The sequence below is a fragment of the Spirosoma flavum genome, from assembly GCF_042686045.1.
Lineage (GTDB): Bacteria > Bacteroidota > Bacteroidia > Cytophagales > Spirosomataceae > Spirosoma > Spirosoma flavum.
In genome coordinates this window covers 485,174-506,625 of record NZ_JBHUOM010000023.1, presented here as the reverse complement: position 1 = coordinate 506,625, position 21,452 = coordinate 485,174, and the positions used below count along the sequence as shown (strand labels likewise).

The following is a 21,452-nucleotide window of genomic DNA, read 5'->3' as shown; positions in this document are numbered from 1 at the left end:
TTAAAAACCTGTTCGTTTATGAATCGTCTTTTTATTGGAGTTATGCTGCTTCTGGCGGGATGTGGACCCTCGTCGAAAAAAACCGAAAAAACTGAAGCCGGAACGCTTGCGGCAGATTTTTCACTTCCCTACCGGCTGGCTACCCCCGATAAAAATTATACGCTGCCCAAAGAATTAAAAGAAATATCGGGCCTGACGTATTATAAAAACGATAAACTCCTTTGCGTTCAGGACGAAGAGGCCGTTGTCTATGTGTTCGATACGAAAACAGGAAACGTAGTGAAGGATTTTGGCTTTGGGGGCTACGGCGACTTTGAAGGTATCGAATATGTTGAGGGACAGGTTTACGTACTCCAAAGCAACGGGACACTTTTTCAATTTGAACCCGAATCAACACAGATTAAGAAAACCAATACCGATTTGCCCAAGAAAACTGAAGTAGAAGGGTTGGGCTATGATCCTAAAACTAAACGGCTTCTCATTGCCGTCAAAGACGGGAAAGGATTGAGTGATAAAGCTGTTTATTCGTTCGATTTGCTGAACCGGGCCGTCTACAAAGACATGAGCCTGACTGATGAGCAACTTGACGGCGCGGGCATCGACCCGAAAACGTACAAACCGTCGGGTATTGCCGTGCATCCAATAACGGGGGAGTGGTACATGCTGACCTCGACTGGAAAACGCCTGCTCATCACGAATCGACAAGCCAAAATTATCTACTCTGTGCCACTCGATCCGAAGCAGTTTCGCCAGCCTGAAGGCATTTGTTTCGCCCCAAACGGTGATTTATATATTTCCAGCGAAGGCGCTGGAAAAAAAGGTTATATCCTGAAGTTTACGTATCAGAAATAAGCCACCCGTGCGGACCAATTACTTTTTGAACGCCAGCGCCTTTATTGGCTGAATCCGATTGATAATGATGGTGGATAACCAGAGTACCAGTCCAATCAGTACAAGGGTGGCAACGTTCAACGCCAGAATTGTCGGCCAATCCCAAGCAATCGGGACATAGCTGATAAAGTAGTTTTTTGGGTCGAGGGGAATCAGTTTGAAGCGTTCCTGCACGAAGCAAACAGACAGCCCTACTACGTTACCGATAAGCAGACCCCAGCCAACCATATTCATTCCGACAAACACGAACATGCGCCGGATGAACGAGTTAGTGCCGCCGAGGGCTTTCAGAAGACCGATCATTGGTGTTCGTTCCATCATCAGCACCAGCAGTACCGATACCATATTAAATGAGGCAACAAACGTAATGAGGGTTAGCAGGATGACCATATTGCGGTCGAGCAACAACATCCAGTCGAAGAGGGGGCGGTACTGGTCCGTTACTCGGGTCAGGCGCATATTGGGCGTCATGACGGCAAAAACATTATCGGCTGCGGATTTCAATTGATCGAAATCATTTACGAAAATCTCATAGCTCCCTACCGAATCGGGTCCCCAGTGGTTCAGTCGTTGCACAAGCCGGATGTCGCCCAGTGCAATCGTTTTATCGACTTCTTCCAGGCCCGTTTCGTAAATACCGACCACTGTCATTTTGCGGGCTCGTGGCGGGTTACCCAGAAAATACAGGGGGATAGACTCACCAACGGTCACGTTTAACTGGTTAGCCATGAGTTGACTAAGCAGCAGTTCCGTAGAGCCGGAACCCGTATCGGCCCCAACAATGGGTACCTTTCCGGCTATAAGTGACCCTCGAAACAGATTCCAATCGTAATCCCGACCCACACCCTTTAGAATCACACCCGTTAACTCTTCGGATGTTTTCAGAATGCCAGCTTTCAGGGCTACTGCCTGAATATGCCGCACGCCCAGAGTTCGGGTGCTGTCGAGGTAAAGCTTTGTGTTGAGCGGCAGCGCCGTTTGTTCGTAGGAAGCATTGTTGGTAAACTTGCTAACCTGCAAATGTGCACCAAACTGAAAAATTTTCTGCTCAATTGCCCGCTTGTAGCCAAACAAGACCGCAAATGCTATAATTAGAATAGCCAACCCGAGGGCAATGCTGGCTATGCCAACGCGCGTAACGGTGGCTGAAAAGCTGCCCTCAGGTGCGTGACGGACTTTTCTGGCTAAAAAAACAGGAACGTTCAAAATCAGTCGGTAGTCAATGCCGGGTCGCCCGTTCGGCCCTTAGTTAGTAGTATAAAAAAAGCCCTGACCAGCTGATTGCTGTTGACTAACAACCGCACGGGCGGTCTTGTATTAATTAACAACTAAAAACTGTTTTGTTCTCGTACGTAAAAGTAAGAGTTTTGCAGGACGCTCTCCCTTCTTCCGGCTATGACTTTATTGACGAAACTCTTTTTTATTGGCTTTAGCACGTTAGCCATCACCTGTTCGGCGCAAACGAACCCGTCTAAACCATCGCCAGCTATTCAGACTGGTGCAGATCAAATGAACTTATATCTGCCTGTATTACAGGGGAAACGCGTTGGGTTAGTTGTCAATCACACATCGCGCGTAGGCTCAGTGCACTTGGTCGATAGCCTGATTGCGCGGGGTGTAACCATAAAAACAATCTTTGCGCCGGAACATGGTTTTCGTGGGCAGGCCACCGACGGAGAAGAAATTAGCAGTAGCCGCGATCCTCGTACGGGCATTATGATCACATCGCTCTACGGTAAAAACCGCAAGCCTACCCCGAAGCAGATGGATTCGCTGGATGTAATTGTCTTTGATATTCAGGATGTGGGCGTGCGGTTTTACACGTATACCAGCACCATGCACTATGTTATGGAAGCCTGCGCCGAAGCTGGCAAACCAATGATTTTGCTCGACCGTCCCAATCCTAACGGTCACTACATTGACGGGCCGGTGCTTGATCCAAAATTTAAATCGTTTGTCGGACTGAATCCTATTCCCGTAGTGTATGGGCTGACTATGGGCGAACTAGCCCGGATGATTAACGGTGAAGGCTGGTTGGCTGGTGCTAAAACGTGTCCACTTACAGTAGTACCGCTTAAAAACTACACGCACCAAACGCCTTATATATTGCCCGTACCCCCTTCGCCAAACTTGCCCAACCAACAGGCCGTTTTGCTCTATCCATCGCTTTGCTTTTTTGAGGGAACTGTTGTGAGTGTCGGTCGTGGAACTGATAAGCAGTTTCAGGTGATCGGCTCGCCCTATACGCAGTACGGACCATATACATTTACTCCCGTTGATAAGCCGGGTGCGGTAAATCCGCCATTAGAAGGGCAGCTTTGTTATGGGCTGGACCTCTCCAATGTCACTATCTCAAAGAAGGGATTAGTGCTGGATTATTTCTTTGATTTTTTTAAGCGGGCTACGGATAAAAGCAAATTTTTCTTGGCTAACAACGGGATTGACCGGCTCGTGGGTACCGATCAGCTTCGGTTACAACTGCTGGCGGGCGTTTCAGAGAATAAAATTCGGGAGAGCTGGGAGCCAGGTTTAAATGTTTACAAACAAATTAGGAAGAAATACGTGTTATACCCATAAGTAAAGCCTATTTCATATAGACTCGCTTCCTGTCTGACAGGGGTAGCGTATATCTTCAGTTACAATCAAGTATGTTTGTACATTATTTTATACCGTAACTCCGTGAGATTAATCCTAACTCTTCTATTATTTAGCCTATTTCGACCGATTTGCGGGTGGGCCCAACCCCCTGTTGTGCTTACTAAATGGCCCGCGAAGCTACAGCTTTACCCCCGTGACAAAACAGACCAGTGCATCGTGGCTATTGCCGGACGCGCACTGGGTAATGATGTAAAATCAGTTTCGCTTGTGGTGCTTCGGAATCAGCAGCGCTACCAGTATGCTCGCGTAGCTGTTGACTCTATCACGAGGAGTTTTGCCTTCAAACCTACTATAAAAGCTGAGTTAAGCCAATATAGTTTTCAATTATTTACCCACCGGGATCCACCGGGCGATTCCGTTCAGGTAGCGTTCCGCGATAGTATCGTTTGTGGAGATGTATTTCTGATTACAGGCCAGTCGAATGCCGTCGGACGATTTGCCGATAAACCCTTTCAAAGTGAATTTTGTCGCACATTTGGCGTCAATAATGGTGCTGTGGACTACAATCCGGCTGATACAGCCTGGTGTCTGACCAATACGACCGAGGGTGCCAATGCCTTGTGGGGAGTTGAATTACAACGTTTGATCAAGGAACAACAGGGGATTCCGACGGCCATAATTAATGGAGCCGTTGGGTCAACAACAATTACCGATCACGCTAATAGGGATGGTAATCAGCCTGCCAGAATGAATAGTCTCTATGGCCGGTTATTTTATCGAGCCAGCAAAGCCGGTATTGTCGGTCAGGTGAAAGCTATGATCTGGCGGCAGGGCGAGGCAGAAGCCGTCAGTGACCCTACTGTATATGTACGCGTTTTTCCACAGCTTTACAGCTATTGGAAACAGGATTATCCGGGGTTGAAAAAAGTCTATCACTCACAGATTAATATACTGACGGATAATGTAGTGTCAGCAGGCGTGTTGCGGGACTTTCAACGGCGGTCAAAAACTATATTTGGCGATAATGAGCCAATTGCTACGGTCGGTTTGCCCGGTTATCAGGGCTTACATTATACCGAAGCGGGCTATCGACAATTTAGCTTGGAATTATACCGGCTCGTTGCCCGTGATTTTTATGCCTCTACCGATACCAGCAACATTCAATCGCCTAACCTTCAGCGGCTTTATTATAGCACACCCGCTCAGGATGAAATTACACTTGAGTTTGAACCGGATCAGGAAATGCATTGGCCCGCCGATACAACCATTACCAATCCAGCTACGGGCGCCCGGTACACACAAAGCTTATCAAATTTCATTTATACCAATTACCCAACGGGCGAAAGTGGTCTGATCAAATCAGTGATTGAAAAGGATAATCGCCTGATTTTAAAATTGACAAAATCCATTACAGCCAAACATCTGACCTATTTGCCCTCATCCTATAAGGACAATCAAGTGGGATACTACGTAGGGCCTGTTATTCGTAATCGTCGGGGAATGCGGGCACTAACTTTTTATCAGGTTCCTATTGCTCCGCCACTGCCCGTGGCTTCCGATTTTCGGGCTACTCCGGTTGACACAACTGCCATTAAACTTAGCTGGGATACTGCCTCAGACAGCGTGTCGCAATGGTCCATTGAGCGGGCTGATACGGGCGGCCTATTTAAACCGCTGGCTGTTGTCCCAGGCGCAGCCACTTTTTACAAAGACCTTCGAAGAGCCAACGGTGCTGACTCACTTAAACTCGGTAAAATTTATGAATACCGGGTGCGCTCACTGGGTCGTCGGGCCGAATCTGGCTATTCTCCAGTCGCAACAGCTTCATTACAGTTGGTGGTGGGCGTTAAAATCGGCCCGGAACTGGATTTAACCAACGCGGGGTCTTTGTCTAATTCGAGTGCTCTGGTGTATCCAAACCCGGCCAGCGATCAAGTTCGGGTGCGCTTGCCCTTAGACTGGAGTGGTGATGCCATTACGCTCACCCTAACCAACGAAGCAGGTATGGTTGTGCTTCAACGAAATAATCAGGTATCGTCGGGTACATCATTTCTATCGTTTTCGGTAGCTGCTTTGCCGGTTGGTACCTACGTTCTCATCATGCAATACCGGACGGGGGGCGTTCGATGCCGGTTGACAGTTATCCATTAAGCCTGCGGGGTTAGGAGTATGTAGGACGTTTTCACGAAAAATGCCCTAACTTTGCATTTTAGAGACCTATTCATGGCCACCGAACAGATTTTGATTCTGGATTTTGGTTCGCAGTACACTCAACTCATTGCCCGCCGGGTGCGCGAACTGAACGTTTACTGCGAAATTCATCCGTATAATCATCTCCCTACAATTACGCCCGATGTGAAGGGCATCATTCTCTCTGGCAGCCCATCATCCGTTCGTGATGCCGACGCGCCTGAGGTTCATTTAGCCGCCTTCCGTCATAAAGTGCCTATTCTTGGCATTTGTTATGGAGCACAGCTGTTGGCTCATAGTAGCGGGGGCGAAGTGAGAGCATCCTCCATACGCGAATATGGCCGGGCTAAACTTGGCACCGTCACTACCGAAAGTCCGCTGATGAAGGGGATTGACCCGCACTCGCAGGTATGGATGTCGCACGCCGATACGATCACGAGTGTTCCGCATAACTTTCAAATTATTGCCTCAACTGACACTGTCCATGTGGCGGCTTTTCAGGTAGATGATGAGCCCACGTACGGTATTCAATTTCATCCCGAAGTAACGCACTCGCTGCAAGGCAAAACGCTGCTTCATAACTTCGTCGTCGATATTTGCGGCTGTACCCAGGACTGGACGGCTGAGTCATTCGTTGAAACGACCGTAGCGGAGTTGAAACAGAAACTCGGCGACGACAAAGTCGTACTGGGATTATCGGGTGGAGTTGATTCGTCGGTGGCGGCTATGCTTATTCACCAAGCCATTGGAAAAAATCTTTACTGCGTTTTTGTTGATAATGGGGTCCTTCGGAAAGACGAATTCTCGGGTGTTCTGGAGTCCTATAAAACGCTGGGTCTGAATGTAAAAGGCGTTGATTCGAAAGAGCTGTTTTATGCCGCCCTTATGGGATTGACCGACCCCGAAGAAAAGCGCAAAGCAATTGGCCGGACTTTCATTGAGGTGTTTGACCATGAGGCTCATTTAATTGAAGGTGTGTCCTGGCTTGGGCAGGGAACGATCTACCCGGATATTATTGAATCCGTTTCAGTAAAAGGGCCTTCGGCAACTATCAAGTCGCACCACAATGTAGGTGGACTTCCCGATTTCATGAAATTGAAAGTTGTGGAACCGCTTAATACCCTGTTTAAAGATGAAGTACGGTCTGTTGGTCGGACGTTGGGCCTGCCCGAAGCTATTTTGGGACGGCATCCGTTTCCGGGTCCTGGCCTGGCAATTCGTATTCTAGGCGATGTGACCCCCGAAAAAGTAGAGATTTTACAGCAAGTCGATGCCCTGTTCATTGATGGTCTCAAACGCGAAGGTTTATACGATAAAGTCTGGCAGGCAGGCGCTATGTTACTGCCGGTGCAATCGGTAGGCGTTATGGGTGATGAACGCACCTATGAGCGCGTAGTGGCCTTACGTGCTGTGACGAGTGTGGATGGTATGACTGCCGACTGGGCGCACTTGCCCTATGAATTTCTGGCCGATGTCTCAAACGAAATCATCAATCGGGTCAAGGGTGTAAACCGGGTTGTGTATGATATTTCGTCCAAGCCACCGGCAACGATTGAGTGGGAATAAAAGACGCGGATAATTATCCTATAAAAACGCCCGATACTGCTTGTAGTATCGGGCGTTTCTATAGGATGAGGTTAACTATCTATAATTTGTTGGAATCACGCTGAAGAAACTGCTCAACAAATCAACGTTTTAATCTCGTTTTGCCTACTTTTAGCCTCAATAATTAACTTTTTTACTACAATGAAAATGACACGTATTAACCGAACAATGGCATTGACATTGTTCGGCGTATTAATGAGTTTAGCCACTTGGGCACAGGGTGATAAAGCAAATCGGCCCAGTCCGCCAGCAATGGCCAGTGGCAAAGTAAACGGAACAAATATTACGATCAATTACGGAAGCCCATCCGTGAAAGGCCGACCAGTTTGGGAGGCCAGCAGCACGCTTGCTCCCTATGGAAAGGTCTGGCGTTCAGGGGCTAATGAAGCTACGACGTTTGAGACTGATAAAGACATCACCGTAGAGGGAAAAGCACTGCCTGCGGGAAAGTACGGCTTCTTCACTATTCCTGGAGAAAAAGAATGGACCGTTATTTTTAATAAAGTATCCAACCAGTGGGGTGCTTTCAAATACGACCAGGCTCAGGATATACTTCGCGTGACGGCGAAGCCCGCTAAATCTGCCCAGATGAACGAGCGGTTAGTGTATGATGTAACAGGGAAAGGCGTTGTATTGAAGTGGGAACATGTCGAATTACCCATTGCTATTAAGTAAAAAACAGATGGTCTATGGTGTACACCATAGACCATCTGTTTTAAACGTTTCGAAGAAACTACCTACAAGAATGAACTAGTTCAGTTTCAACGCATCTTCTGCTTTATTGATACCCGATTTTGTCGCATCTGCTGCGTCGTCTACCGTGTTGTTATAAGCCGTTTTTGCCCGCTCCTGATTGTAGGTCGACTTTGCTTCGTTTTTGTATTGGTCAAGTTTATTTTCAGCCTTATTGGCATACTGATTAGCCTTCGTCTCTGCGTTACCTACCAGTTTGTCAACCTGCGATTTCACCTGCGCTACACCTTCTTCCCACTGACTTTGTAAATCGTTGACGTTTTGGGTCAATTTGTCACGGGTTTCCTTACCACTGCGGGGCGCTGTTAGATAGCCGATGGCCAAGCCCGCTAATACTCCTCTCAAAAAGCTCATAGTTTTACTTGTTTTGAATTCGTTCTGGGATTACTCATACTTGTTAAAAAGTATGCCATACATTATTATGGATTAGTAGTTAATTGACTATCAACTGAATATTTTATTTCTATACAATCGTCCCGCTGCCCAATCTAAAATTATTGAGTAGTTTATTCTACAAGATGGGGGTTTTTGATGGGCAAAAAAAGGCCGCTCTAGTTAGAACGGCCCAGCAAAGACTACGATAAACGGATCATTTACAGTTGCCGTTTTTCAGCAAGCATCTCCCGAATATCGTCGATAATTTTTCCGGCCAGATGGTCGGCTGTTGCAAGTGTATCCGATTCGGAATAAATACGAATTATCGGTTCGGTGTTTGATTTTCGTAGGTGAACCCACTCTTTGTCGAACTCAATCTTGACTCCGTCGATGGTGTTGATGGGGTTTTTAGCATATTTAGCCTGAATCCGCTCCAACACTGCATCTACATTGATATCGGGAGTCAGTTCAATCTTGTTCTTAGAAATGTAATAGTTGGGATAGGTCCGGCGCAACATGGAGGCCGATTTTCCCGACTTTGCCAGATGCGTCAGGAAAAGAGCAATACCCACCAGCGCGTCGCGGCCATGGTGTAGATCGGGGTAAATAATACCGCCGTTGCCTTCACCGCCAATGACAGCGTCTTTATCTCTCATCATCTCAACCACATTCACCTCGCCCACCGCCGAGGCAAAATGCTGTCCGCCATACTTCCGGGTTACATCCCGGAGGGCAACGGTACTCGACATATTGGAGATGGTGTTACCCGCTTTGCCTTCGGGTAAATTTTTTAAGACATAATCGGCTACAGCTACCAGCGTATATTCTTCGCCAAAAGCTGACCCATCTTCACAAATTAGCGCTAGTCTATCAACGTCAGGATCAACTACAATGCCAAGATCAGCATTGCCTTTTTCCATTTCTTTGATGATGTCGCGCAGGTTTTCGGGCAGTGGCTCAGGATTATGGGCAAAATTACCCGTTGGTTCGCAATGCAGTTTCGTAATATTCTCCACGCCGAGAGCCTCCAGCAACAGGGGTACGGCTATCCCTCCGGTCGAGTTGACTGCATCGACAACAACCCGGAAATTCCGCGTAGCAATAGCATTCCGATCAACTAAAGGCAGGGCTAGAATCAGGTCAATATGTTTTTGAAGCCAGGTAGTATCGGTGCGGTATTGGCCTAGTTTGCGTATTTCAGCAAACTCAAACGATTCGCTTTCGGCAATTGCGAGCACTTCAGCTCCATCCTGCGCTGAAATAAATTCGCCGGTTTCATTAAGTAATTTGAGCGCATTCCATTGAATGGGATTGTGGCTGGCTGTCAGGATAATGCCTCCTGATGCTTCTTCGCCTGAGACGGCTAGTTCAACGGTAGGGGTAGTAGAAAGACCGAGGTCAATAACATTCAGGCCAATTCCCTGTAAGGTAGCAGCTACTAATTTTGAGACCATCTCACCCGATAACCGACCGTCGCGACCGATCACAACAGTCTTTCGTTCGGGGTTACGCTGGCGGAGCCATTGCCCAAATGCGGCTGTGAATTTAACCACATCCAAAGGCGTCAGGCCGTTTCCGCTGCGCCCCCCAATCGTCCCTCGAATTCCGGAAATAGACTTAATTAATGCCACGTGATGGGTTTGGTAAGTAATTCTTAATAAGTATGCAAAGATAGTCGATAGTCGATAGTTGTTAGGTAATAGTTAGTAACGAACACAAAGTTCTACCGAGCAGTGGTTACTTTAAACAAACATCAACTCCGAATGAAGGGTCGAATTGGCACGTCCTAAAAATGTGCCACTAATAGGAGCGGCCAACTCTGGTTTGGCAGTCGATGTCAGAAAGATATGCCTATTCAGTACTAAAGAGCCTTCGGTCGGGTCAAATCCGCGCCAGCCTGCACCGGGCAAATAGACCTCTGCCCAGGCATGAAGTTGGTGTTCTTGCTGTGGATTACCAAATAAATAGCCACTCACAAACCGTGCTGCCAGTCCCACACTCCGGCAGGCTGCCATAAATAGGGTTGTATAGTCCCGGCAAGAGCCTTTATGCAGGGTTAGCGTTTGTTCGGGCGGGAAAGGGGCGCCTAATTCACGAATTTCATAGGTGAATTGTCGAATGGCCTGGTTCAGCGCAATTAGAAAGGCCGTAGTTTTCCAGTTAGCCCCGGCGGCTAATTGCCGGGCCCAACTCTCAACGCGCTCCGATACACCAACTCGTTCCAGGTAAGGTTGCAACAAGTCTTCTACAGCTTTGGGGTATCGAAAAGGAACCCGTTTGGTGTCGAAAGGAAATAGCACAAAGTCGAATGAGTTGAATTCATCAGACTGAAGTTCCATCTCAACAGACACATGGAGATACTTGGTTGGGCGATTAAAATAGACCAGTTGCTGGACGTTTCCCTCTACATCAATATTGCGCACAATCCGCGCTGGCAACGGGTCAATAAGTAACTCGTATTTCAGCAGTCGCTGGTACGGATAAGCTCGTGGATACAAGTAGAGTGTCTGTGGGCCAAGGGCAACGGGACTATCGTATGTGTATTCGGATTTGTGCCGAACATGAAGATGCATAGACTACTGACCGGGTTACCGGCGCGATTATGGCTGAGGAATGGTCAACTAATCCAATGCCTCATTTACTTACCGAACGTACTTTCTCAAAAATAGGGTCCATCCAGTAAGTAGGCACCTTACGGACGGAGTTGCCTAATAGGGCGCTCCACTGGTGAGATATTTCGTCCATATCTTCTTTCTCAAGCCGATATTCAGTCATGTGAAAACTATCTTTAGGATAGATCACCACATCTAACGGATAATCGACATCATTAGCACTAACGCGGGTTGCATCGAAGGCCAGGAAGCCAATTTTCAGGGCGTCAGCCATACTGGATTCGTACGACAGATTCCGGAACAACAGGGGCTTGCCATACCCTGAATTGCCTATTATTTTGAATGGTGATCCCTGGTCAACTTCAACCCAGTTACCCTCCGGGTATAGCATAAATAGTTTATGTTCATCGTCATCTTCCAACTGCCCACCCACAATGGCATTCAGGTTGAAATTTAAACCGCTGGCTACAATAGAGGTTTTATCCTCGAGTGCTACTCGCTTCACCTGTTCGCCAAACGCATTGACAGCCTTGTATAATTTATTGAATGAACGGTCCTGTTCGGAGAGTACTTCCTTAAAATAAGTGATGGCTTTGTCACGCACAGAACGCAAGCCCGATGTCATGATAAACAGAGAATGATTCTCGACTTCATGAACCGAAATCTTTCGGTTCGACGATACTTCAGAGCCCGAGGTCAATCGTCTGTCAGCGATGGCCACCAGGCCCGACGCAACTTTAATTCCTAAACAATACGTCATTCTATACAGTGGGAAAAAACACGTAGCTAAACCCAACAAATATACTGGTTACCCTCGTTTTTGTTCGACCTAGTTACGTGTTTTCTTGAAAATGATAGCCTGCGTTGCCAAATTGCTGAAAGTTATTTCCTTCATCAAGTATGTCTACATATATGTAAATATGTAAATTCAGGTCTTTATTTCAGCGCATTTTCGTACGGTTTGATCTGCTTCACTGAAGCAGGTAGAGCGTTTATGTAATTCCCTCCAGCCAGTATAGCCCCTTGTGTAACCGGCTCGCCGTTCAGCCAATTCCTGCCGTACATAGTGGATAGATTTTTGAGTGATACGGGTTTGTTTTTAGTAAACGATTGTGTTACTTTGGCAAACAGAGGTGTTTGTTCCCTCTGCCCATTTTGCAATGAACTTTGACGACGAAGACGACGATAGCTTCATGGACTGGGATGGTTTCGATGAGGACTATGACCCCGAAGAAGCCCGCGCTGAGATGGAGGCTGAAAACCGGCGCATCAAGAACCTGCCTATTTTGCGAAAGGCTAATGAACTGATGGAGTTGACGCAGGCCATTGTCGAAACGATTAACAAAGAAGATGATGTGCTGATGATGCACGAGCAGATGCTGGCTAATGCTATGATGCTGGCGCCAAAAATTGTTGGTGCTGAAGGTGGGGATTTGTACACGCTGCGGATGGAAAATGCAGTCATCATTAAAATGCATGCCCGTGAACTCCTGGCCCAAACCTCTTACTGCAAAGCCGAAAAACTGACCCAGACAGCCTACCTGAACGTATTGCGTGAAGAAATTGAGCAATTTCGACTGCTGTTTGTCGAATGGGTAAATGGCTTCGATAAGGATAACGATGCTCCAGACGACTGGGGCCTGTTTTATTAATAGCCTATCCGATTCAGGCGGTAATGCGCAGAGCGAGAAACAAATAAAAAACAGGCAGGACTCTACGTAGAATCCTGCCTGTTTTTATAGGGGCGGTGCTAACCGAAAATTGCTGGCTCTGTCAGCTTCTGGTTCCGTTCGGCACTAAATATCACTGAATTTTCGCTTGTAGAAAGCATAGAAAATAAGTGGAAATATAAACAGCGTCAGCAGCGTAGCTGTAATTAATCCCCCGATAACAACAATGGCTAATGGCTTAGCCGTTTCGGAACCAATACCGTGCGAAACAGCCGCCGGAATAAGGCCCATACCGGCCATCATAGCCGTCATTACCACCGGTCGTATGCGAGAGATAACGCCCTCCCGTATAGCGTCGTTGAGTGGCAGGCTGTTACGCAGATTCTTCTTAAAGACAGATATGAGAATTACCCCGTTCTGAATGCAAATACCAAAGAGCGCAATGAAGCCAATACCCGCCGAAATACTGAAGTTGACGTGCGTAATGAGCAGAGCCGCAATGCCGCCAATAATAGCGAATGGTACGTTAAATAGCACCAGGCCAGCGTCTTTTACATTGCCGAATAAAATGAACAGGATAAAGAAAATAGCCAGTAAACTAATCGGAACTACCTGTGCTAAACGGGCGGTGGCTCGTTGCTGATTCTCAAAATCACCCGCCCACTTGGCCGTGTAGCCCGCCGGAAGTTTAACATGTTCCTGCACTTTCTGCTGAGCTTCGGCAACCGCACTACCCATGTCGCGACCCCGTACTGAAAACTTCACAGCTCCGTATCGCTGGCTTCCTTCCCGGAAAATTAGCACCGGCCCTGTTTGGGTATAAATCCTGGCAATTTCTTTAATCGGAATCATACTGCCATTTTCTGTCGGCACCATCAATTGGCTGATCTGTAGCTCGCTGGAGCGGAATGGTCGGTCGTAACGAATACGCAGGTCGAATTTACGTTCACCTTCGTAAATTTGGGTAGCTGCTTTACCGCCAATGGCCATCTCAATAACAGCCTCTGCATCTGATTTGGTAACCCCATACACAGCCAGTTTACGTTCGTCAAGTTCAATTCGCATTTCGGGCTGGCCCGTTGTACGGATAAGGCCCAGGTCTGCAATACCCTGAACAGTAGCCAGCTGATCCCGAATCTCACCCGCTTTAGTCTCAAGAATGCCCTGATCCGGACCGTAAATTTTGACGGCGATGGAGCCTTTTACCCCAGATACAGCCTCTTCTACATTGTCCATGATAGGTTGTGAAAAGCCAAAATTCACACCCGGAAAAACGCTAAGTTTTTCCTGCATCCTTTCCACTAACTCTTCTTTGCTTATTCCACTTTTCCAATCATCCTGTGGGTATATATCCACCAAAAATTCAATGTTATAAAAGCCTGTTGGATCTGTGCCATCATTAGGTCGGCCAGTTTGCGAGATAACGCCTTTCACTTCAGGAAACTGCTCGAACATATGGCGCATCTGCACGGTTTGCTTCACCGATTCGGGCAGCGAGATGCTCATAGGCATAGTGGCCCGGACGTAAATTGAGCCTTCGTTGAGTTCGGGTAGAAATTCCGTACCAAGCAACGTAAAGCCCGATAAACCAACCACCACGAGCAAAGCCGTTAGAAGAATACTTGTTTTTTTGTGCGCAAATGTAAAGTTGAACGTCTTCGTGGAATATTTAGTCACAAAATTAACGAACGGGTTGTGTTTCTCGCGAACGTTCTTTTTGAGCAGAATGCTGGCCAGCACCGGCACAAGAGTTAGGGTAAAAATCAGCGCACCAACCAGGGCGAAACCCAGTGTCCATGCTAAAGGAGAGAACATCTTTCCCTCAACCTTCTGGAACGAGAAAATCGGCACCAGGCAAGTAATAATGATCAGTTTGGAGAAGAAAATAGCCTTGCCCATTTCGGTGCCTGTCTTTCGTATAATACCTAGCTTGGCTAATTTGTTGAACTTCGCCATGCCTTGCTGGTGGGCCATTTCGTCGAGCGTTACAAAAATACCCTCAACCATTACAACAGCACCGTCAACGATAATACCAAAGTCAATGGCTCCCATCGACAGTAAATTGGCCGACATGCCTTTGAGTCTCAGGCAAATAAAGGCAAACAGTAACGCTAGCGGAATGACAATAGACACCGTGACAGTAGTGCGCCAGTCGGCCATGAAGATAAACACAATAACCGTCACGAATATAATGCCTTCGATAAGGTTGTGTGTAACGGTATGCGTCGCAAAATTAATGAGTGTTTCGCGGTTGTAGAAAGTGTTTATCTCAACGTCGCTGGGCAGAATGCTCGTGTTCAGTTCATTGATCTTATCTTTTACCCGCTCAATTACTTCGCTCGGGTTTTCGCCCTTACGCATAACAATAATACACTCCACAACATCGTCTTTTTTGTCGCGGCCAGCCTGACCAAGCCGGGGTAAAGCCGACTCGGACACCTGCGCCACGTTTTGTACAGTAATGGGTGTTCCTTTGATATTCTTGACAATAATGTTCTGTATATCCTGCTGGTTTTTTAGCAGGCCAATACCGCGAACAACATAAGCCTCCGAATTTTTTTCGATCACATCGCCACCCACATTGACGTTAGAATTGGCAACGGCCTGATACAATTGGAGGGGTGTAATGCCATAATCCATCAATCGGCGGGGGTCTACCGAAATTTCGTAGGTCTTAACCTCACCACCGAAACTAACGACATCGGCCACACCCGGCACGCTCTTTAACTGGCGCTCAATAACCCAATCCTGCAAGGTTTTAAGCTCACGGGCGGTGCGAGTTGGGGATTGAAGTGTATAGCGAAAAATCTCACCGGTAGGGCCGTAAGGTGGCTGAATATCCGGCTTGATGCCTTCGGGTAGTTCGACACTGCTGAGTAAATTATTGACCTGCTGGCGGGCAAATATGTCATCGACGCCATCGTCAAACAAAACTTTTACAACCGACAGACCGAAAATCGATGTCGAGCGAATGTCTGTGCGCTTCTGAACCGAATTAAGGCCAATTTCGATAGGAATGGTTACGAACTTTTCAATCTCCTCAGCCGACCGCCCTGGCCACTGCGTGATGAGTATAATCTGCGTGTTTGTTACATCTGGAAAGGCTTCAATTGGAGTACTTTGATAACTGATTACTCCCGCTACAACGGACAGAGCCGTAAGGAAAAAAATGAAAAATTTGTTCTTCAGCGAGAAGGATAGAATGCTTTTGATGAATTTGTTCATACCGGTTACGGCGCATGTAATTTTAAGTCCACAAAAGTGCTAACTAGAACTTAAATTGGACTTAACCTGTGGTTAAAAGTGAGTTAAAACGTTGGGGAAGTATAGTTTCCTGAAGGTACAGAATTTAATTAATTGGAGAATAGATGCTATTTTTTGCCGTTAAACCCGTTAGAGATTCTAATAGGTACATAAATTAGTTGTAGTTAACAAAACTTGCTAGTTCTGCTATAGGGTCAGTTGAGTTTAATAGGTACTTACCTTAATTGTAATTAGTAATTATCCTGAGTTTTATGTCTGAAATACAATCAAATTTTGGTTTTGCCGGTAGTAAGGAAGAATCCTCTGTACTTGAAGAACCTATTAATCCGCTACCCAGAGCGGTTTTACGGCCCAACACACACTGGCTGCTCGATGGTGAGTGGCAGTTTTCGCTTGATCCTACCGATTCAGGTTTGGGTAACAGATGGTATCTGGGACACCAATATGAAGGAACTGCCCAGTGGCCCGGCTCAATAGAAGAGCACATGGCGCAGGCTAAAGGGCAATCTAATCCCGCCGTGTGGCAGGATAAGGTTATTGCCTGGTATGAGCGTGAATTTGCCCTGCCCAAACGCAGTGATTCACTTTCCCGTACTAACATTCAGTTGACGTTTGGTGCCTGTGGTTACGAAACGCGGGTATGGCTCAACGGGCATCTACTCAGCACCATTGAGGGCGAAGACGTGCACTATGGTGAATATACGTCTTTCTCTTACGAACTGGCCGATGAGCATCTGCGGCCCAATAACCGACTGACAGTTAGAATAGCCGATACAATGGATGCCGAGACGCCACGTGGGAAACAGGAATCGCACGTTTACAAACGGGGCGGTATTTGGTATCAGACTTACACGGGTGCCGTGCGCTCGGTGTGGCTTGAAACGGTTGAGCGGAACCGATTACGGTCGCGCGTGAGCGTGGCTAGTACCATTGAGGACCGTCTTATGCGTTTTAGTGTGACGACCCGGATTCATGACCCTGGTGAGTATGTACTGCGGTTACAGGTTTTTGAGCGGGAAGCGAAAGAAGGAACAACACCGATGGCCACCTCCGATTTCCCGTTGCGGCTGGAGGCCGGTCAGAAGCAACAGCGGGTGACGCTCGAAGTGCCGGGAGCACAACTTTGGTCGCCCCAGATGCCGGTTCGGTATCGGCTTATTGCGCAACTTATTGATGACCAAGGACACGTGGCTCAGATCGAAACGCAGTTTGGACTACGTAAAATTGAAGCACGTGGGCGGTATGTGTACCTCAACAATACCCCTATTTATCTTGACGGTATTTTGTACCAGCCCGGCACGGCAACCTATGAAGAAATGAAGCGGCATATGCAGTCAATGAAAGAATTGGGCTGCAACTTAGTGCGGGTTCATATTGCCGGTATTGACCCCCGGATTTATAATTTGGCTGATAAACTAGGTCTGTTGCTGTGGGTTGAGGTACCTAGTCCGCACAGTTCTACGGCCCGAAGCCGTCATAATCACCAGGCCGAGTTGCTACGGATGCTGGCCTTGATTGGCACGCACCCATCGGTCGTAATCTGGAGTCTTTACAATGAAGACTGGGGCGCGCAGGATATTGCTACGAATCCCGATACCCGTGAGTACATCACAAACATGTACCATTTTATGCAACTGGCTTATCCGCAATTTCTGGTTGTGGACAACGATGGGTGGCAACATATTTCTTACGAAGGACGGCTAAAATCAGACCTTCTGACCGCTCACTTATATACACCTGATTTAGCACATTGGCAATCTCTTCTTGATCAGTTGGTAGCGGGAGAACTAGCAACCGTAGCTGCCTTTCCGCTGGTGATTGGTGATCCGTTTTTCTATCGCAAACAAGTTCCGCTTATTGTTAGCGAGTGGGGAGGTTTTGGCTTTGCAAATTACGGAGGTCCACAGGGATCCGAAGATCGCGCTGATCGCATTCGACTTTTTAAACAGGAAATGCGGAAACGGTCTATTGCGGGGGATGTTTATACACAGGCGACTAATATCGAAGACGAGCGAAACGGCTTGATTGACCCGCATACCGGTGTCTTGACGGTGCCTGCCGGACTGTTGGCGTCGGGTGGCTATGTCGAAGCTCCCAAGATACCATTATAATAAAGGCTAACGTAAAGTAACCCAATTCTGTAAGGCTCATCAAGAATTTTGTAAGCTTGAGTCAGCGCTTATTGGCGACCTTTGTGTTAGATAATAATAAAGTCTAAAATCATGGACACGCTAAAGTTTAAGACCAATATAAAATGCGGTGGCTGTATTGCAACCGTAACACCATTTCTGAACGAAGCCGTTGGTGAAGGCAATTGGCAGGTAGATACACTGGATCCGAAAAAGGTATTGACTGTTGAGACTTCAACGGCTGAAGTAGTGAAGCAAGCTATTGAAAAGGCAGGCTACAAAGCGGAGCAGCTAAACTAAAACCATGATCACAGCCACCACCGAATCAGACAGGAAAGCCGGCATTCACGGAATTTCGTCTGAGATTCGGAAGACGTATCCTGTTCTGGAGATGACCTGTGCGGCCTGTGCTGTCAGTGTTGAATCGACGTTGAAACATACATCGGGTGTCAGAGATGCAGGGGTGAACTATGCCAACCAGAGTGCCTGGGTACAGTTTGATCCTGCAATCGTAACCCCGATTGAGCTACAAAATGCCGTTCGCGAGATGGGGTACGACATTGTTGTGGAAACTGAAAGCAATGGTGTCGACCCTCGTCAGGTGCAGGAAGAAGCGCAACAGAAACGGGTACAAAGTCTTAAACGGCGAACCATCTGGGCGGCAATTTTATCACTGCCCGTTGTTGTCATTGGCATGTTTTTTATGGAGCTGCCATATGGCAACTATATCATGATGCTTCTGTCGGCACCGGTGGTGTTTGGATTGGGTCGGTCGTTTTTTGTCAATGCCTGGAAACAGCTTCGCCATGGTAAAGCCAATATGGATACGCTGGTAGCGTTGAGTACGGGTATTGCCTTTTTGTTCAGTGCATTTACGACAATGTATCCCGAATTCTGGCATAGCCGGGGTGCATCCATGCCGGGTACACATCTACACGTTTATTTTGAAGCCGCATCGGTCGTTATTGCTTTTATTTTATTAGGTAAGCTTCTCGAAGAACGGGCAAAATCGAACACATCATCAGCGATCAAAAAACTGATGGGATTGCAGCCCAAAACGGTCCGCCTGGTCGACGGTGATATGGAGCGCGAGATCCCTGTTTCATCCGTGCTGGTGGGTAACTTGCTGGTCGTGAGGCCGGGCGAGAAAATTCCGGTAGACGGACGCGTAGCGTCAGGGCAGTCATACGTGGATGAGAGCATGATTAGCGGAGAGCCAGTACCCGTGGCAAAGCAAGTTGGTACAACTGTCTTTGCTGGAACCATTAATCAGAAAGGTAGTTTTCGGTTTTATGCCGAAAAGGTGGGTGCCGATACGCTACTGGCGCAAATTATACGCATGGTTCAGGATGCTCAGGGAAGTAAAGCCCCAGTGCAGCAAGTTGTAGACCGAATTGCGGGTATTTTCGTACCTGTAGTGCTTGGTATTGCTGTGTTGACCTTTGTTGTCTGGATGGTTTTCGGGCACTATCTTATGCCAAACAGCGACCCGTTTACAACCGCTCTTCTTACATCCGTAACAGTGTTGGTTATTGCCTGTCCCTGTGCGCTGGGGCTAGCTACGCCAACGGCTATTATGGTGGGTGTTGGCAAAGGAGCCGAGAACAATATTCTGATCAAAGACGCAGAAAGTCTGGAAGTTGCTCATACTGTCAATGCCGTTATACTGGACAAAACTGGCACTATTACCGAAGGTAAACCACTTGTAACAGATCTGCATTGGGTCGTTACAAGTGATGAACAAGCTCAATTGCAGGCTGTTCTTTTCACGTTGGAGATGCAATCGGAGCACCCGCTGGCCGAAGCTGTCGCCACCTACTTATCGAACAGCAAATTAGTCACGTTAGAGGCTTTCGAGAGCATAACGGGTCGTGGTGTAATGGCTACTTATCAGAATGATACTTATTTTGTGGGCAATCAACGCTTACTGACTGAGAATCAGATTGATTTACCTGCCGAACTAGTCGAGCAAGCCACACATTTGCAAAGTCAGGCTAAAACCGTCGTATTCTTTACTCGTCGTGGAATCGACCGTCCAAGAATAGACCATCTCGGAGGGGCGGAAAAGAACAGGCAGGTGTTAGCCGTTATTGCTATTGCCGACCCGGTTAAGGAGACTTCGACGAAAGCCATTGAAACCTTGCAAAGTCGGGGAATAGAGGTGTATATGTTGACGGGCGACAATGCGCAAACGGCTGCTGCTGTAGCAAATCAAGTGGGTATTAGTCAGTATAAAGCTGAGATGATGCCTGGTGACAAAGCTAATTTTGTGAAACAATTGCAGGCTACTGGAAAGGTAGTGGCGATGGTAGGCGATGGTATCAACGATTCGCAGGCATTGGCTCAGGCCGACGTAAGTATTGCCATGGGCAAAGGCTCCGACATTGCTATGGATGTGGCCCGAATGACGCTTATCACCTCCGATCTGAGCAGTGTTCCCAAGGCTCTTTATTTATCGAAGCAAACGGTGCGTATAGTTCGTCAGAACCTGTTCTGGGCATTTATTTATAACCTGATTGGCATTCCAATTGCCGCTGGAGTGCTGTATCCGGCGTTTGGTTTTTTACTGAATCCAATGATTGCCGGAGCTGCTATGGCCCTAAGTTCTGTGTCCGTTGTGAGCAATAGCCTACGACTGAGCAGAATGAAGTTGTAAGTGGATACTTTATAATCACAAAAATGCCCAACCAATTTCCTGGCTGGGCATTTTTGTGATCTATTAGCGTAAAAATTGGTCTTACTTGGCGGCAACCGTACCGATCGCACCACGCAATGCACGTGGAATTTCGATACTAGCCACCGGGTTCGTCGCTTCTTCAAGCATCTCGATGTTTTTTACTGGAATCTGACCAATACGGACAGATTTGCCAAGCTCAAGGGCTGATACATCCACATCAATAAAATCAGGGATGTCTTCAAGGTTACCCTTCACGCGCAGTTTCCGAACGCGAATTACCAGTTTACCACCTTGTTGTACGCCTGGAGCTGTACCAATTAAACGAACTGGAACAGCAATTTTAATTGGCTTCTTATCGGTCACCAGCAAAAAGTCGGCGTGCAACAGCACATCGCTTACTGGGTGAAATTGTGATTCCTGAAGAACAGCCCGGTATTCAGCCCCTTCGATGTTTAGGGCCACTTCAAAAATATTGGGCGTGTAAATTAAATCGCGGAACAGGATTGCCGGAGCATAAAAGTGCACCTGCTCCTGACCACCATACAACACGCACGGAACATTACCCTCGGCCCGAATCGCTTGTGATTCCGTGCGGCCGAGATTCGCTCGTTGATACCCTACAATCTCGATTTTTTTCATGTTATGTAACGCCGAACGTCCACATTCGGCAGAAAAAGATGAACAATAC

General features: G+C 47.3%; 17 protein-coding genes. 9 read left to right on the top strand and 8 right to left on the bottom strand.

Annotated features, from left to right (window positions below; genetic code table 11):
- The first annotated feature begins 18 nt into the window (after window positions 1-18).
- The gene (locus ACFS25_RS22845; protein WP_381505619.1) at window positions 19-852 is read left to right on the top strand and encodes an SdiA-regulated domain-containing protein; all 834 of its coding nucleotides are present in this window, start codon (window positions 19-21) and stop codon (window positions 850-852) included.
- An 18-nt stretch (window positions 853-870) separates the two neighbouring features.
- Here ACFS25_RS22845 and ACFS25_RS22840 read toward each other — a convergent pair whose 3' ends face one another.
- The gene (locus ACFS25_RS22840) at window positions 871-2,097 is read right to left on the bottom strand and encodes an ABC transporter permease (protein WP_381505617.1); all 1,227 of its coding nucleotides are present in this window, start codon (window positions 2,095-2,097) and stop codon (window positions 871-873) included.
- Between the two features lie 189 nt (window positions 2,098-2,286).
- On the opposite strand from ACFS25_RS22840, the gene ACFS25_RS22835 reads away from it, so the two are divergent.
- From ACFS25_RS22835 to ACFS25_RS22820, 4 genes are all read left to right on the top strand, one after another.
- Window positions 2,287-3,468, top strand: coding sequence for an exo-beta-N-acetylmuramidase NamZ family protein (locus tag ACFS25_RS22835; protein WP_381505615.1), 1,182 nt, complete (start codon window positions 2,287-2,289; stop codon window positions 3,466-3,468).
- A 174-nt stretch (window positions 3,469-3,642) separates the two neighbouring features.
- Complete coding sequence (locus tag ACFS25_RS22830) at window positions 3,643-5,640, top strand: sialate O-acetylesterase (protein ID WP_381505613.1); 1,998 nt, start codon at window positions 3,643-3,645, stop codon at window positions 5,638-5,640.
- 72 nt (window positions 5,641-5,712) lie between these two features.
- On the top strand, window positions 5,713-7,245 hold the full coding sequence (gene guaA, locus ACFS25_RS22825; RefSeq protein WP_381505611.1) for a glutamine-hydrolyzing GMP synthase: 1,533 nt from the start codon (window positions 5,713-5,715) through the stop codon (window positions 7,243-7,245).
- Between the two features lie 180 nt (window positions 7,246-7,425).
- Entirely contained in the window at window positions 7,426-7,959 is a 534-nt protein-coding gene (locus tag ACFS25_RS22820; RefSeq protein ID WP_381505609.1) for a DUF2911 domain-containing protein, read from the top strand.
- A 75-nt stretch (window positions 7,960-8,034) separates the two neighbouring features.
- Here ACFS25_RS22820 and ACFS25_RS22815 read toward each other — a convergent pair whose 3' ends face one another.
- From ACFS25_RS22815 to ACFS25_RS22795, 5 genes are all read right to left on the bottom strand, one after another.
- Window positions 8,035-8,391 (bottom strand): YtxH domain-containing protein, encoded by a 357-nt coding sequence (locus ACFS25_RS22815; RefSeq protein ID WP_381505607.1) that lies wholly within the window; start codon window positions 8,389-8,391, stop codon window positions 8,035-8,037.
- 239 nt (window positions 8,392-8,630) lie between these two features.
- On the bottom strand, window positions 8,631-10,043 hold the full coding sequence (gene glmM, locus ACFS25_RS22810; protein ID WP_381505605.1) for a phosphoglucosamine mutase: 1,413 nt from the start codon (window positions 10,041-10,043) through the stop codon (window positions 8,631-8,633).
- Window positions 10,044-10,154: 111 nt separating this feature from the next.
- Window positions 10,155-10,985, bottom strand: coding sequence for a transglutaminase family protein (locus ACFS25_RS22805; protein WP_381505603.1), 831 nt, complete (start codon window positions 10,983-10,985; stop codon window positions 10,155-10,157).
- A 61-nt stretch (window positions 10,986-11,046) separates the two neighbouring features.
- Window positions 11,047-11,784 carry a peptidase gene (locus ACFS25_RS22800; protein ID WP_381505601.1) on the bottom strand — a complete coding sequence of 246 codons (738 nt, stop codon included), beginning with the start codon at window positions 11,782-11,784 and terminating at the stop codon, window positions 11,047-11,049.
- Between the two features lie 176 nt (window positions 11,785-11,960).
- On the bottom strand, window positions 11,961-12,089 hold the full coding sequence (locus ACFS25_RS22795; protein WP_381505599.1) for a hypothetical protein: 129 nt from the start codon (window positions 12,087-12,089) through the stop codon (window positions 11,961-11,963).
- 95 nt (window positions 12,090-12,184) lie between these two features.
- Here ACFS25_RS22795 and ACFS25_RS22790 point away from each other — a divergent pair, with 95 nt between their 5' ends.
- On the top strand, window positions 12,185-12,676 hold the full coding sequence (locus ACFS25_RS22790; protein WP_381505596.1) for a hypothetical protein: 492 nt from the start codon (window positions 12,185-12,187) through the stop codon (window positions 12,674-12,676).
- Window positions 12,677-12,820: 144 nt separating this feature from the next.
- Here the strand turns inward: ACFS25_RS22790 and ACFS25_RS22785 are convergent, their stop codons facing one another.
- Window positions 12,821-15,919: an efflux RND transporter permease subunit gene (locus ACFS25_RS22785; RefSeq protein WP_381505594.1), complete on the bottom strand. Its 3,099-nt coding sequence runs from the start codon at window positions 15,917-15,919 to the stop codon at window positions 12,821-12,823.
- A gap of 290 nt (window positions 15,920-16,209) precedes the next feature.
- Here ACFS25_RS22785 and ACFS25_RS22780 point away from each other — a divergent pair, with 290 nt between their 5' ends.
- The 3 genes from ACFS25_RS22780 to ACFS25_RS22770 all read left to right on the top strand — a co-directional run bounded on the left by ACFS25_RS22780 (window position 16,210) and on the right by ACFS25_RS22770 (window position 20,743).
- Window positions 16,210-18,069 carry a glycoside hydrolase family 2 protein gene (locus ACFS25_RS22780; protein ID WP_381505591.1) on the top strand — a complete coding sequence of 620 codons (1,860 nt, stop codon included), beginning with the start codon at window positions 16,210-16,212 and terminating at the stop codon, window positions 18,067-18,069.
- Window positions 18,070-18,180: 111 nt separating this feature from the next.
- The gene (locus ACFS25_RS22775) at window positions 18,181-18,387 is read left to right on the top strand and encodes a heavy-metal-associated domain-containing protein (RefSeq protein WP_381505589.1); all 207 of its coding nucleotides are present in this window, start codon (window positions 18,181-18,183) and stop codon (window positions 18,385-18,387) included.
- Between the two features lie 4 nt (window positions 18,388-18,391).
- Window positions 18,392-20,743, top strand: coding sequence for a heavy metal translocating P-type ATPase (locus ACFS25_RS22770; protein WP_381505587.1), 2,352 nt, complete (start codon window positions 18,392-18,394; stop codon window positions 20,741-20,743).
- 81 nt (window positions 20,744-20,824) lie between these two features.
- Here ACFS25_RS22770 and ACFS25_RS22765 read toward each other — a convergent pair whose 3' ends face one another.
- Complete coding sequence (locus ACFS25_RS22765) at window positions 20,825-21,403, bottom strand: 50S ribosomal protein L25/general stress protein Ctc (protein WP_381505585.1); 579 nt, start codon at window positions 21,401-21,403, stop codon at window positions 20,825-20,827.
- Between the last annotated feature and the right edge of the window lie 49 nt (window positions 21,404-21,452).

Bases quoted from the DNA above. Each gene is read 5' to 3' on its own strand.
- ACFS25_RS22780 (WP_381505591.1), top strand. From the start codon at position 16,210: ATGTCTGAAATACAATCAAATTTTGGTTTTGCCGGTAGTAAGGAAGAA.
- ACFS25_RS22765 (WP_381505585.1), bottom strand. From the start codon at position 21,403: ATGAAAAAAATCGAGATTGTAGGGTATCAACGAGCGAATCTCGGCCGC.
- ACFS25_RS22775 (WP_381505589.1), top strand. From the start codon at position 18,181: ATGGACACGCTAAAGTTTAAGACCAATATAAAATGCGGTGGCTGTATT.
- ACFS25_RS22835 (WP_381505615.1), top strand. From the start codon at position 2,287: ATGACTTTATTGACGAAACTCTTTTTTATTGGCTTTAGCACGTTAGCC.
- ACFS25_RS22845 (WP_381505619.1), top strand. From the start codon at position 19: ATGAATCGTCTTTTTATTGGAGTTATGCTGCTTCTGGCGGGATGTGGA.
- ACFS25_RS22785 (WP_381505594.1), bottom strand. From the start codon at position 15,919: ATGAACAAATTCATCAAAAGCATTCTATCCTTCTCGCTGAAGAACAAA.
- ACFS25_RS22805 (WP_381505603.1), bottom strand. From the start codon at position 10,985: ATGCATCTTCATGTTCGGCACAAATCCGAATACACATACGATAGTCCC.
- ACFS25_RS22800 (WP_381505601.1), bottom strand. From the start codon at position 11,784: ATGACGTATTGTTTAGGAATTAAAGTTGCGTCGGGCCTGGTGGCCATC.
- ACFS25_RS22820 (WP_381505609.1), top strand. From the start codon at position 7,426: ATGAAAATGACACGTATTAACCGAACAATGGCATTGACATTGTTCGGC.
- ACFS25_RS22795 (WP_381505599.1), bottom strand. From the start codon at position 12,089: ATGTACGGCAGGAATTGGCTGAACGGCGAGCCGGTTACACAAGGGGCT.
- ACFS25_RS22770 (WP_381505587.1), top strand. From the start codon at position 18,392: ATGATCACAGCCACCACCGAATCAGACAGGAAAGCCGGCATTCACGGA.
- ACFS25_RS22790 (WP_381505596.1), top strand. From the start codon at position 12,185: ATGAACTTTGACGACGAAGACGACGATAGCTTCATGGACTGGGATGGT.
- ACFS25_RS22815 (WP_381505607.1), bottom strand. From the start codon at position 8,391: ATGAGCTTTTTGAGAGGAGTATTAGCGGGCTTGGCCATCGGCTATCTA.
- guaA (WP_381505611.1), top strand. From the start codon at position 5,713: ATGGCCACCGAACAGATTTTGATTCTGGATTTTGGTTCGCAGTACACT.